12 protein-coding genes are annotated in these 13,444 nt (G+C 24.8%); 2 read left to right on the top strand and 10 right to left on the bottom strand.

The genetic code is table 11. The features are described 5' to 3' along the window. Positions 1-129: 129 nt before the first annotated feature. From KYD98_RS09010 to KYD98_RS08985, 6 genes are all read right to left on the bottom strand, one after another. Positions 130-1,551 carry a sensor histidine kinase gene (locus KYD98_RS09010; protein ID WP_219779380.1) on the bottom strand — a complete coding sequence of 474 codons (1,422 nt, stop codon included), beginning with the start codon at positions 1,549-1,551 and terminating at the stop codon, positions 130-132. Positions 1,552-1,587: 36 nt separating this feature from the next. Next, positions 1,588-2,277 carry a response regulator transcription factor gene (locus KYD98_RS09005; RefSeq protein ID WP_219779378.1) on the bottom strand — a complete coding sequence of 230 codons (690 nt, stop codon included), beginning with the start codon at positions 2,275-2,277 and terminating at the stop codon, positions 1,588-1,590. Between the two features lie 605 nt (positions 2,278-2,882). After that, on the bottom strand, positions 2,883-3,254 hold the full coding sequence (locus tag KYD98_RS09000; RefSeq protein WP_219779376.1) for a hypothetical protein: 372 nt from the start codon (positions 3,252-3,254) through the stop codon (positions 2,883-2,885). Between the two features lie 337 nt (positions 3,255-3,591). After that, entirely contained in the window at positions 3,592-3,981 is a 390-nt protein-coding gene (locus KYD98_RS08995; protein WP_308462450.1) for a hypothetical protein, read from the bottom strand. Between the two features lie 777 nt (positions 3,982-4,758). Next, the gene (locus tag KYD98_RS08990; protein ID WP_308462449.1) at positions 4,759-5,142 is read right to left on the bottom strand and encodes a hypothetical protein; all 384 of its coding nucleotides are present in this window, start codon (positions 5,140-5,142) and stop codon (positions 4,759-4,761) included. 41 nt (positions 5,143-5,183) lie between these two features. Then, entirely contained in the window at positions 5,184-6,473 is a 1,290-nt protein-coding gene (locus KYD98_RS08985; RefSeq protein ID WP_219779372.1) for a M18 family aminopeptidase, read from the bottom strand. A gap of 488 nt (positions 6,474-6,961) precedes the next feature. On the opposite strand from KYD98_RS08985, the gene KYD98_RS08980 reads away from it, so the two are divergent. Beyond that, positions 6,962-8,137 carry a cation diffusion facilitator family transporter gene (locus KYD98_RS08980; protein ID WP_219779370.1) on the top strand — a complete coding sequence of 392 codons (1,176 nt, stop codon included), beginning with the start codon at positions 6,962-6,964 and terminating at the stop codon, positions 8,135-8,137. Between the two features lie 520 nt (positions 8,138-8,657). Next, positions 8,658-8,978 carry a hypothetical protein gene (locus KYD98_RS08975; protein WP_219779369.1) on the top strand — a complete coding sequence of 107 codons (321 nt, stop codon included), beginning with the start codon at positions 8,658-8,660 and terminating at the stop codon, positions 8,976-8,978. Between the two features lie 201 nt (positions 8,979-9,179). Here the strand turns inward: KYD98_RS08975 and KYD98_RS08970 are convergent, their stop codons facing one another. From KYD98_RS08970 to KYD98_RS08955, 4 genes are all read right to left on the bottom strand, one after another. Further along, positions 9,180-10,640 carry a methyl-accepting chemotaxis protein gene (locus KYD98_RS08970; RefSeq protein ID WP_219779367.1) on the bottom strand — a complete coding sequence of 487 codons (1,461 nt, stop codon included), beginning with the start codon at positions 10,638-10,640 and terminating at the stop codon, positions 9,180-9,182. A gap of 327 nt (positions 10,641-10,967) precedes the next feature. After that, entirely contained in the window at positions 10,968-11,690 is a 723-nt protein-coding gene (locus KYD98_RS08965; RefSeq protein ID WP_219779365.1) for an amino acid ABC transporter ATP-binding protein, read from the bottom strand. Then, on the bottom strand, positions 11,677-12,336 hold the full coding sequence (locus KYD98_RS08960) for an amino acid ABC transporter permease (RefSeq protein WP_219779363.1): 660 nt from the start codon (positions 12,334-12,336) through the stop codon (positions 11,677-11,679). The genes KYD98_RS08965 and KYD98_RS08960 overlap by 14 nt, the downstream gene beginning before the upstream one ends. Positions 12,337-12,425: 89 nt before the next feature. Next, positions 12,426-13,262: an ABC transporter substrate-binding protein gene (locus KYD98_RS08955; RefSeq protein WP_219779361.1), complete on the bottom strand. Its 837-nt coding sequence runs from the start codon at positions 13,260-13,262 to the stop codon at positions 12,426-12,428. Positions 13,263-13,444: the final 182 nt, after the last annotated feature.

The following is a 13,444-nucleotide window of genomic DNA, read 5'->3' as shown; positions in this document are numbered from 1 at the left end:
TCGTAAATGTAACATTTATTATTTTTTATAATATATAAATTCTAATAAAGTTCTTTAATTAATATAAATCTTAAAATATTTATAAATGTAACATCTTAATTAGAAGATATATTTATTGCAAAACATATATTACTTTATTTTAAATATAATTTTTACATATGTACCTTCTCCAAAATTACTTTCAATCTTTATATCACCATTTTGCTTATTCATTATTTCTTTACATATGCAAAGACCTAGCCCATTACCATTATTGTTAATTGAATTTAAATTATTTACTCTATAAGTTGGCTCAAAAAGTTTAGGTATATTTTCCTTAACTATACCTATCCCATCATCTATAATATTTAAAATTACTTCTTTATTTTCAACTTGTAATTTTATTTTTATATTGCTACATTCACTATATTTTATAGCATTATCTAATACATTTAAAATAACTTGCTTAGTCTTGTCCTTATCTATTAAAACTTCAATATCAAATACATTTTTAATTATTTCTATTTCATATTTTTTTATTCTTGGGTTAATAATTACTAAAACCTCTTCTATTATTTCTTTTAAATTACATTTCTTTTTATCTATTTTAAATTCACTTTTTCCAAGCTTTGATAGATCAAGAAGTTCTTCTACTAATTTTAAAAGTCTTATTCCTTCTTCTTTTACATAAACTAAACTTTCATCTATATCATTTTTATTCTTTAATTTAGGTATAATTTCAGAATATCCTATTATTGCTGTTAAAGGGGTTTTAAATTCATGTGTTACATTATCTAAAAAACTCTTTTGTTTTTGTTTTTCTTCTTTTAAACTTTCAATATAATTTTTTATACTCTCTGACATTACATTAAAAGCTTCAGCTAAGTCCTCAATCTCATCTCCACTTCTAATTTTTATTCTATTATCATATTCTCCTTGGGTAACTTTTTGAGAAATTGTCTTTAATTTTTTTATAGGTCCAACTATTTTTTCTGAAAGAAGCTTACTTAAAAGCCACGATATAAGAATTGATGTACATGCTAATATGCCCATAATTATAAACATATTATCTATGAGTTTTTCACTACTGTCTAAAGGATATATGTATCTTACACAACCTAATGTTGTATCTTTAAAATATATAGGACTTGAAAATAATACATATATATTTCCATCGATTTTTTTAACAACATATGCCTTATTTCCCTTTATAGCATTAGTTATATCTTCATCAAAAAAAGTAACATTATTAGAAAGTGAGTCTGTCATTATTTCACCATTTTTATTATAAATTTGAATTCTATAATTCATTTTTTTAGATAGGTATGTATTAATTAATGGTGCTTTATGTTCAAAATCTCTTTCAATATCATCATCTTTATCTTTTTCAATATAGTTTGATATGTAAACTTGAGTATTATAACTTTCTTTGGTTAATAAATCTATATTACTTTTTATTATGTTATTATATAAATTATTTATAATTGTTATATATATAAAAATTATAATTGGAATAAATATCCCCATATTCATCAAAATTATTTTTGTTTTTATATTAAAATTAAATCGCATTAAAAATACATCCTCCTAATGCCTTTATTTATAAAATTAAATAGTCTCTTTTTTAAATTCTAATTTATATCCCACTCCATAAACTGTTTTTAATTTATTTGAATACTTGCCCATTTTTTTTCTAACTCTTTGTATTAAAATATCAACCGCTCTCGTATTAACATCATACTCATCACCCCAAACTCTTTCTAAAAGGTTTTCCCTAGTAAAAACTTTATTGTAATTTTTCATCATAAGAAATAATGTATCAAACTCTTTATAAGTCATAAAAATTTCCTCTTCATCAATAAAAACTTTTCTTTCATCTTTTAGAATTTTTAATTTTTCAAGCTTTATTTCATTATCATTTTTTACTCTTGTTTTTTTTGTAACTCTTTTGCTTACTGCTTTTATTCTTAAAATAAGTTCTGTACTATTAAATGGTTTTATTATATAATCATCAGCTCCTAATTGTAACCCTAAGAGCTTGTCATTCATTTGACTTTTTGCTGTAAGCATTATAACTGGGACTTCACTATTTATTTCTTGAAATTTCTTTATAACATCATATCCACTTATATCTGGTAACATTAGATCTAATATCACAAGTTGTGGTTTTTCAGTTTCAAATTTTAAAATTGCATCTGCTCCAGTCGTACTTACAATTGCTTCATATCCTTCTACTTCTAAATTTAATCTAATTAAGTTTAAAATACTTCTTTCATCATCAACTACTAATACTCTCATAAAATAACCACCTTTAATAATTATTTATTCTGTTAAATTATTTAAAATCTTATCATTTTCTTTATCATATTTCAACTTTATTACATTAGAGACATATACCACTCTATTTTCCATGATATTTTTTAGCCATGCACCCTTTCTAAACGTAGTGCAGGAATAACGGTGCTGAATATGATTATTTTTTTACGCATCTGCCTTTTCGAACGTATGTGAGAAAAATCTGACAGCCGAATATATTTTCTTTTTATTCTTTAGGTTTCATTTCTTAATCTTTAAGCAAAAATATAATCTAAGTTATCATCAATGTTTAAAATATATAATTTCTAAAGAATAAAAAAGATTTTTAAGTTTTAATAGTAAAAAATCTTACTAAAAAACTTAAAAATCTTTTAATATAGAATGTAAAACTTGTCTTAAAGAGCAGTCTATAATACTCTTATTTTAGTAAAAATATGAGTATTATAAAAACTATTCATTTAAGAAAAATCTTAAACGCTAAGTAATTAATTATAAAACTTATTTTATGCATATAAATTTAAATAAAATTTATTCATTAATATAATTATAAATATTAATTATTATAACTTTCTATTATATTTAAAAACTTATATAGCTTGATCAATATTTGAAATAATTTTTATCTTATTAAAAAATTCTTGATCTATTTTTTTTATTTGCATCCCAGCAATAGCGCTTTCTGGCATAAGCATATATTTACTCTTAAAATTTGATTTAATATAAAGTTCACTCATTTTATCATAAAATGGTTTTACATCAGGAAAAGATGTTTTTAAATTTGAATTTTCTATAACTAATATTAATCCACTTGTGTTATTTGATTTTGTAAACGTTATGAAGTCAGACATGTAGTTTTCAGCATCTTCCTTTGAAAACATTCCTTCACTATGTAATATAGCCTTGTTTCCTATAACCTCCATAGTGTAATTAGACATTTTGTTTTTCTTATCAATTTTCAATGTTATCCCTCCAAATAAATAATCCAATTTTTGTTAATTTAATATGATATTTATATATATATTTCATTTCTAATAATAACACATTAATGCATATTATTCCATATTATCTTACAATATTACATATTTTATACTTTCATAAAATTACATATATGTAAATATATTATTAAATTAAAAATAGATAAAAGATTTATTATTATATCTTTTATCTATACAAACTAATAGACTCGTAAGCTTATCTATTTATAGCATATTTCATTAACAAATTTAGCTAATAACTTACTCATAACTGAACTTGCTTCCCTGCGTGACACGGAATATATAACTCTTTTTTATTCTTCTATCCTAAATTCCCAGCACTTTCTAAATCTGATATTACCTTTATAGTATCAAATATTTTATCTCCATTTTTTTTGATCTGAATGTTTGCAATTTCACTCTCTGGCATAATTATATACTTTTCTTTAAAATTAGTATTTATATAAACTTCAGATATTTTATCGTAAAATAATTTTGCATCTGGAAAACTCATATTAAAATATTTATTATCTATTATCAAAGTTAAATTACTTGTATCCATTGAATTAATAACTTGCATAAAATCATTCATATAAGATTGCATATCTTTTTTAGAAGAAATTCCTTCGCCTTTAACTATTAATTTGTTTTCTTCCACACTCATACTATATTTAGATAATACACTTTTTCTTTGAATTTTTATCTGTCGCACCTATTTTACAACTCCTTATGTATTTTAATATCTTAATTTTATGCTATTTTAAAGGAGAAGGTCTTTTACCTTCTCCCTTAATGTATTTATATCATTGATTTATAAAAACAAATACATTTTTAATCTTTTTAATTTGCTAATTATTTTAAAATTATTATCATTTATACATTAAAATTCTATTTTATAAACATATTACACAGTAAATGATAGCATATTTACGTATATTATTCCATTATTATTTATATTTCGATTTATTATTTCTAAATCATTAAAAAAAAGATAAAAATTTTTAGTATTTTTGTATTAAAATAATTATAAATTTAATTATTAAATTTATAACCAAGAACAAAAGTAGCTATTCCACTTTTCAATTTACAGTTGACAATGAACAATTTAGTATAATAATACATAACAAAAAAACTATTCCAAATGTATAAATACTTTTTTGAAATAGTCTCATAGTTTTTAATATATAAGTTTCAATGAAATTTGTTCATTAATATAACTCTCATAATGCTTATAAAATGTTATGATTCACTAATATATTGAGTAACTTATATAAAAAATTTATGATATATATGCTTCTATTAGATATTGTTAATTAAAGATATAATTTTCTATAAAGATTAAATAAAAAATTATAAATGTATATATGTTGTAATATGATTTCTACAATAAGATTTTCAATTTAGTTTTGATTATCTTTAACAAGATTATTTGAATAAATGTAGAGTTTAAATTGCAATATATATATTAAATTAATTAGAACATATATATTTATAACGCTTCATTAATATTTGATATTATTTTTACTTCATTAAAAAATCTGTTATTAGATTTTTTGATTTGTACCCCTGCTATATCATTCTTTGGCATAAGTATATATTTTCTTTTAAACTTTGTTTCTAAATAAATATTAGCTAATACATCATACAACTTTTTTGTATCAGGGAAACCCATTTTTAAACCAATGTTATCAATAACTAATATAAATTCACTAGTATTAAGCTCTTTAAAAATATTAATAGTATCATTTATACAAGTCTCAGCATCTTCCTTTGAAAACATTCCCTCAGCTTTAAGCAATAATTTATCATCTATAAGCTCAATACTATAATTAGATAGTTTATTTTTCTTTACCAACTTTTTTATTAAATCCACTAGAATTCCCCCTATAATAACACTTAATAAAATGTCATGAATCATAAATTAAAAAATTCAGTAAATGCCTTTATTGTGTATTCATTATCTTTAACACTTGCTAATTCTCTTATTGAATGCATTGAAAGTAATGGTGCCCCCATATCTATTACTGGAATATTTAGTTTAGATGCACTTATTGGTCCTATTGTTGTCCCACCTCTTACATCTGATCTATTAACAAATTCTTGACATGGAACTTGTGCCTTATTACAAACTTCTTTAAATATTGCTCCTGCATAACTATCAGTTGAATAGCTACCTGATGCTGCTATCTTTATTACTGGTCCTTTTCCAAGAACAGGTCTATTAGTTGGATCATGTTTTTCTACATAGTTTGGATGAAGTGCATGAGCTAAGTCAGCTGAAATCATAACTGAATTTGCTAATGTCATTTTAAATCCTTCTCTATCTTTTCCAAGAGCTAAAGTAATTCTTTCTAAAATATTTTCAAGTAATGAAGAATTTGCTCCTTGCGCTGTTAAACTCCCTATTTCTTCATTATCAAGTGCAACTAAAACTTTTGTTGCTTTATTTTCTTTACTTTCAACTAATGCTTTAAGTCCTGTATATACCATCCAAAGATCATCTAATCTTCCTGCTGATATAAATTCTTCTTGCATGCCAATTATGCTTCCTTTTTCAAACTCATATACAAATAGATCAAAATCTAATATTTCAGATTCATCTACATTTAAATTTTCACTAATCAATCTTATTAAGTAACCATCATTTTCCAATTCATCATTTGCCATAGTAAGCAATGGTAAAGTATCTTTTTGCTTATTATATTCATATCCTTCATTTATACTTCTATTCATATGAATAGCTAAACTTGGTATAATTAACACGGGTTTATTTAAATCAAGTAATTCTACTCTTGGTTTCATAGGATTTTTACTCTTTAATGTAACTCTACCTGCAATTGATAATGGTCTATCAAACCATGTACTAAGTATTGGACCACCATAAACTTCAGTATTTAATTTTACATAATGACCTTCAACTTGCATTTCTGATTTTGGTTTTATTCTAAACCCAGGTGAATCTGTATGAGCCCCTATTAATCTAAATCCATATTCTTCAATATTTTCTGATCCAACTTCAAATGCGATTATAGCAGATTGATTTTTCATTACATAATACTTTCCGCCTTCTTTTAAATCCCACTTTTCAGTTTCTCTTACTTCTTTATATCCCTCTTTATCTAAAATTTTCTTTACTTCAAAAGCTCCATGAAATGCACTTTTACTATTATTTATAAACTTTAATAAATCCTTTGCATTATTCATTGACCAAATCCTCCTTAACAATATTTTAAATTTAACCCTTAAATATAAATATGTTTGTATTTTACATACAAGTACGTATACTGCCATATTATCAAATTATATTAATTTTATCAAACTAACCTAATATTCTATTAAGTTATTAAATGCAATTTACATTTAATAAGTAATTTATTTGAATAATTTCCTGCAATTTGATACATAATTTACACAATATATTTTTATTTTTGAATAAGACAAAAGAAAGTATCTGAATTATAATGAAGTTTATTCATTAATATGAGTATTAAAAGCATAATCTAAGCTTAATTATAATTTACATATTAGTCCATATTATAATTAAGTATATTATATTTTATATATGATTTTCTTAAAATTTTAGTCCCTTTAAACATATTAAAAATAGTAAATCAGTATACTCAAATTTTACAAATAATTTTTACTGTATTAGAATAAGTTATACTTACTTGTATATGATTGGAGTGAATTTTATGTTTTCTGAATTTCTAGTTAATAAATTTATTAAAGATAATACTAATATAAAAAATGATGCTGTTAGAAATTCTTATGGTATCTTAGGGGGCATAATTGGAATTTGTGTAAATGCAATTCTTTTTTTGATTAAACTTTCAGTTGGTTTTTTTGCATCTAGTATAGCAATTATTGCAGATGCATTTAACAACTTATCGGATGCTGCATCATCTCTTATTACTATTTTAGGTTTTAAACTTGCAAGTAAACCAGCTGATAAAGAGCATCCTTTTGGGCATGGTAGAATTGAATACCTTTCAGCATTAATAGTTGCTTTTATGGTTATGCTTGTTGGATTGCAGTTTATAAAATCTTCTATTACAAGAATAACAAATCCTGAAACAGTTAAATTTGAACTTATTCCTTTTATTCTACTTTTAATTTCTATAGGACTTAAGGTTTGGCTTTCAATATTTAATAAATTCATGGGAAACAAAATTAATTCATCTGCTTTAAAAGCAGCTTCTGTTGATGCATTAGGAGATGTATTTACATCTAGTACTGTTGCTGTTTCATTCTTTCTATCAAAATTTACATCTCTTCCTATTGATGGTTTCATAGGACTTGGAGTTGCAGTTTTTATAGTTTATTCAGGTTTTTCTTTAGTTAAAGATACACTTAATCCTCTTTTAGGAGAAGCTCCTGATCCTGAACTTGTTAAAGCAATTCAAAATATGGTTTTAAGTTATGAAAATATTACAGGAGTACATGATTTAATTATTCATAATTATGGTCCTGGTAAATGTATGGCATCTATCCACGCTGAGATACCTGCTAGCATTGACATAATGAAGATACATGAAATTATAGATAAAGCTGAAAGAGAAATATCAGAATCACTTAAAATCTATTTAGTAATACATATGGATCCTATATGTATTATTGAAGGAGAAGTTAAAAAAGCTTATGATGAAATATTAAAATTAATCAATGAGTATGATCATATTGAATCTATTCACGACTTTAGAGTAATAGGAGAAGGGGATATTAAAAATTTAATATTTGATGTTGTTCTTAACAATTCAATAAAAATAAATTTAACTGATGATGAAATAAAAGAAAATATATCTTCAAGAATAAAATCAATACATCCTAATTATAATTGTATAATAACATTAGATAAACATTTCCTTTAGCAAAGTGGCTATATTATATTTCAATTGACAATGGACAGTTGACAATGAACAATTAAGGTTAAAAGCCTTTGGATTTATTAAAAGTATCTATTTTAAAAATCACACAGCTATTTCATGCTACATTGTCAATTGTCCTAATAGTTACACTATAAAGAGAGTTCATCTTCTTACCTAATAAAAAATATCCATTATAACTTTGACTTGTTATTTATTTTTATGTGCCTAAGCAAAAATCTATAATAAAAATATACCTCATAGATATGTTAAAAATATTCTATGAGGTATATTTATTATATTTAATTATTATATATAGGATATAAACAGAGTTCTTAGTTTCAGGTGAAACTTGCTTTCAACTGAATTTTAGAAATCGTTATATAGGAGCATGTAGCTGTTATGCAATTACAGATACTAGCTATCGGACAAACAGAATTCTTAGCTTCAGGTGAGACTTGCTTTCGACTGAACTTTAGAAATCGTTATTTATTATAAGCAGTTAAAAAAGGAGGAAGTTTTTTTAATGAAATGTCCTTACTGTAACAAAGAGCTTGGTGAAAAAAATGAATGTGTAACTTCTTGGTGTTACGCTTTTAAAAAAGTATTTCCTAGATATGATATTAAAGAAAATAATGTTGAAAAGGAAAATACTAACGTTATAAAAAATACTAGTGTAAAAAATAACATTAATATTAAAAATTCTGATTCAACTAAAAATATCACTAACAAAGATATTAATGAAAATATTCAAAAAGATACAGCTACTAAAAAATCTAATAACACTGCAATTTATATTATGCTTGTAATTGTTGCTGCTTTAATTATATGTTATATTTTTTTGTAGCTTTACTTGTCTTTAAATAATAAGTTAAATTTGTAATATATATTTTATTTGAAAAATTATATAAGATTAGTTCATAGAATATATAAACTAATCTTTCTAGCTATATATAATGCAAAATAAACTAATACATTAAATATATTTTTTTGAATAAACCTAACTATAAATTTACTACTATAATTATCCTTAAGTAAAGAACTCTGTTTATATAGCACCAAGTTTATTACATATTGTATCTATATTATTATAAGTTTTAGCTATTCCTTCTATATTAGTATTAAGTTCATTTATACTTGCAGATATTTCTTCAATAGCTGAAGCTGTGCTCTCGACATTTTCACTTATACCATTAACTTCATTTAATGTAGTTAAAATTGAATCATTTAATGCTTTTGATTTTTCACTAACACTATTAGATTGATTTAATACTTTAGAAGTATTAATATTTATATTTTCAAATAAATCTTTAACTGAATTTGTATGATCATTACATAATTGAATTGATTTTTGTTCTTTTAAAATCTCATTAGATACATCTGTTGTTTTATTAGATATTCCACTTAAAATCTGTGCAACTTGATCTGTTGATGATTTTGAATCCTCTGCTAATTTTCTAACTTCTTCTGCAACTACTGCAAATCCTTTTCCATGTTCTCCAGCTCTTGCTGCTTCTATTGATGCATTAAGCGCTAAAAGATTAGTTTGTGCTGTTATATCATTTATTGTATTAATAATCTCTATTATTTTAGAATTTTCATTGGATAAATCATTTATTAAATTTACAACATTTATAATATTTTCATTTACTTTTGACATTTCTTCTGATAATACAATTACTTTGTTAGAACCATCCATTACCACATTTTCTGTAGACATAGAAGCATCCTTCATTGTTTCAATAGCACCTGTTACCTCTTGAACATTTTCTACGCCAATTGACATTAATGATTTAACATTATTCATTACTTCCACTTCTTGTGTTGCCTTATTTGCAATATCACTAGACACACAGGTAATCTGACCTGATACCTCTTCTGTCATAGAGATACCATCTTTAATAGTTATATTAGCCTCGTTTAAAACTGTGATAGTTTCATTTATTTCAGATACTAACATTTCTGCCTTAGCTTTAGCCTCATTACTCATTTTAATATTATCTTCTAATTTAATATAAGTTTTCTTGGTCATAATACAAAGTAATATAAATATAAATAAACCAGATAGCATATATGAAATTAAAAACACTAGTTGATCATATCCTACTTGCTCAAATATAGTTTGTTTATTTTTCATAAAAAAATACACCATAAATCCAGTACTAGCTATGCATTGAATTACCATAGGCATTATCTCTTGATATAATAATATTAAAAATATTGATGAGAAAAATATCATTAAATTTCCTAGTGTTGGTGATGTCTGCATTAATATAACTGCAACAGTTGTTATTGAAAATACCATAAAATACATCGATGGTACTATGTACTTCATCTTTATAAGAAAAGCTTCAATAATACTTAAAATAATTGCTGCAATTATTAATGATATTGATGATATTATTGGCACATTAAGAAAAAAATTCACTATTGCTCTTAACAATACTGAACCCATAAATATCGCCAGTAATATTTTATTTTTCTTATTTATCATTTCTACATGATTCATAGGTCTTCCCCCTCATACAAATTACCTTATTTTAAAATATGTATAATATACATATAATGTTAAAAATTTATCAATTAATTATATTTTTCTTTATGTGTCTAATATTAACATATTTAATTATTTTTGTATATATTATTACATTTTTTATTAACATATTTATACAAATTATCTTTTTATTCTTTATTTATTGTATTTAAATTAACCCAAAATGTTTAATTATAATTTTATTGATATTACTAGTAATGTTTTATATAAATTAGTCGAAATATATCCTAAAAGAAAAAATACAAAAAAAATATACCCCTGGGGTACCCCAGGGGTATATGATTATAAAACCTTAGATAAAAAATCTATTGTACGAGAATTTTGCGGACTTTTAAATACTTGTTCTGGTGTTCCTTCTTCTATAATATTTCCGCCATCCATGAACACTATTCTATCTCCAACTTCTCTTGCAAATCCCATTTCATGAGTAACTACAACCATTGTCATTCCTTCTTTTGCTAAATCCTTCATAACATTTAAAACTTCTCCTACCATCTCTGGATCTAATGCAGAAGTTGGTTCATCAAATAACATAACATCTGGTTCCATAGCTAATGCTCTAGCTATTGCTATTCTTTGCTTTTGTCCACCTGATAATGATGAAGGATAAGCATTAGCCTTATCTTTTAAGCCAACCTTATCTAATAGTTCCATAGACTTTCTAGTTGCTTCTTCATTTGATAATCCTTTTACTTTTACAGGTGCTAAATTTATGTTTTGTAATACTGTTTTATGTGGGAATAAGTTAAATTGTTGAAATACCATACCCATCTTTTCTCTCATTTTATTTATGTTAACATCACTTGATGTTATATTCTTACCTTCAAATTCAATGGTACCTGAAGTTGGTTCTTCTAATAAATTAAGACATCTTAGAAATGTACTTTTACCTGATCCTGAAGGTCCAATTACAACAACCACTTCTCCCTTTTTTATATGATCGTCAATCCCTGTTAATACCTTATTTTTACCGAAACTTTTGTGTAAATCTTTAACGTGTATCACTTACCTTCATTCTCCTTTCTACATATCCTAATACTCTTGTTAATGTAAATGTAATTATAAAATATATTATAGCTGCAATTATTACTGGTTCTAAACCAAGAGCTGTATTACCTTTTACTGTATTTGCATTATACATAAGTTCTGCAACACCAATAACTGATACCATTGATGATTCCTTAATTACTGATATAAATTCATTTCCAAGTGCAGGTAATATATTCTTAAATGCTTGTGGTATTATTATTTGTACCATAGCAGTATTTTGAGTCATACCTAAACTTCTAGCTGCTTCCATTTGTCCTTTATCCACTGCATCAATTCCTGCTCTTATTATTTCTGAAACATATGCTGATGAGTTAAGTGCTAATGCTACTGCACCAACTGCCATATCTGGAATATCTATTCCTATTAACTTAGGTAATCCTATATAGATTATGTATATTTGAACTAGAAGAGGAGTTCCCCTTACAAATTCTACATAAGCTGTTGCTATAAAACTTATTAGCTTAAACTTTGAACGTCTTAAAAGAGTTAAACAAAGTCCTAAAATTGTTCCAAATAATACTCCCACCAATGCTAGTATTATTGTAAACCCTGCACCTCTTAAAAAATATTCATAATATTTTCCTAAAAATGTAAAATTCAAAATTGTCCCTCCTCATCTATTCAATATCCAATTACACCCCTGGGGTACCTCCGGGGTACCCCAGGGGTGTAATTCTTTTTTTCAATATATTAGTCCATTAATTTATTTGCTTCTATTACAAATTCATCAATTTTCTTTTCATCTTGTAACTTCTTAATTGTTTTATTAATTTCTGTTTGCAATTCAGCTGATCCTTTTTTCATAGCTATTGCAGAACCACCCTCTTCATCTTCTAATACAAGTGATGTTAATGCTATACCTTCATTTTTCTCACAATTAAATTGAGCAACTGGTAATTCAACCAATATTGCATCTACTTTATTGTTCTTTAAATCTAATACTAAATCAGTAACTTTTGCTAATGCCTTCTTTTCTGCATCTGGAAGATTTTTATCTACTAAACCTTCTTGAATCGAACCTTTTTGTACACCAATTTTCTTACCTTTTAAATCATCAAGTGATTTGATTTTATCTTCTTCACCTTTTCTAACAACAAATCCATGTTGTGCTGTATAATATATGTTTGAAAAATCTGCATTTTCTTTTCTTTCATCTGTTGGTGTCATTCCTGCAAATACCATATCAACTTTTCCTGCTTGAAGTGCTACAAGTAAACCATCAAAATCCATATCATTTACTTGAAGCTCTACTCCTAAATCTTTTGCAACTTGTTCTGCAATGCTTATATCAAATCCAACTATTTTATCTTTTCCATCTACTTCTTTATGGAATTCATATGGTGGATAATCAGCGCTTGTACCAACTACAAGTTTACCTTTTTGTTTAATTGCTTCTAATGAATTTGTAGCTTCTTTAGAATTTCCTTTACCTTCAGTTGTTTTATTTCCTGCACATCCTACAATACTTATTGCCATAGCCCCAATTGCTACAATCAATCCTAATTTTTTTAATAATCCTTTATTCATTATTAATTCCCCCTGTTCATTTAAACTATGTATTAAATTCGTTCCCTTTATGCTTTAGCATAATTATACATCACAAATTAATATTTATGCAAGTGTTTTTTGTATAAATATTAATTTTTAGTTTATAATATTAAATATTATAAATAAAATATTATCTATAACCACCTCCATTCATACTTTTT

Origin of the sequence: Clostridium weizhouense (genome assembly GCF_019431045.1) — a bacterium.
Taxonomy (GTDB): domain Bacteria; phylum Bacillota; class Clostridia; order Clostridiales; family Clostridiaceae; genus Clostridium; species Clostridium weizhouense.
Note: the sequence above shows the minus strand (reverse complement) of the source record. Positions and strands in the feature narration are given on the sequence as shown.

What these genes read in the sequence shown, in the direction of transcription:
- KYD98_RS09010 (WP_219779380.1), bottom strand. Translation starts at nt 1,551, where the DNA reads ATGCGATTTAATTTTAATATAAAAACAAAAATAATTTTGATGAATATG.
- KYD98_RS09005 (WP_219779378.1), bottom strand. Translation starts at nt 2,277, where the DNA reads ATGAGAGTATTAGTAGTTGATGATGAAAGAAGTATTTTAAACTTAATT.
- KYD98_RS08985 (WP_219779372.1), bottom strand. Translation starts at nt 6,473, where the DNA reads ATGAATAATGCAAAGGATTTATTAAAGTTTATAAATAATAGTAAAAGT.
- KYD98_RS08980 (WP_219779370.1), top strand. Translation starts at nt 6,962, where the DNA reads ATGTTTTCTGAATTTCTAGTTAATAAATTTATTAAAGATAATACTAAT.
- KYD98_RS08975 (WP_219779369.1), top strand. Translation starts at nt 8,658, where the DNA reads ATGAAATGTCCTTACTGTAACAAAGAGCTTGGTGAAAAAAATGAATGT.
- KYD98_RS08970 (WP_219779367.1), bottom strand. Translation starts at nt 10,640, where the DNA reads ATGAATCATGTAGAAATGATAAATAAGAAAAATAAAATATTACTGGCG.
- KYD98_RS08955 (WP_219779361.1), bottom strand. Translation starts at nt 13,262, where the DNA reads ATGAATAAAGGATTATTAAAAAAATTAGGATTGATTGTAGCAATTGGG.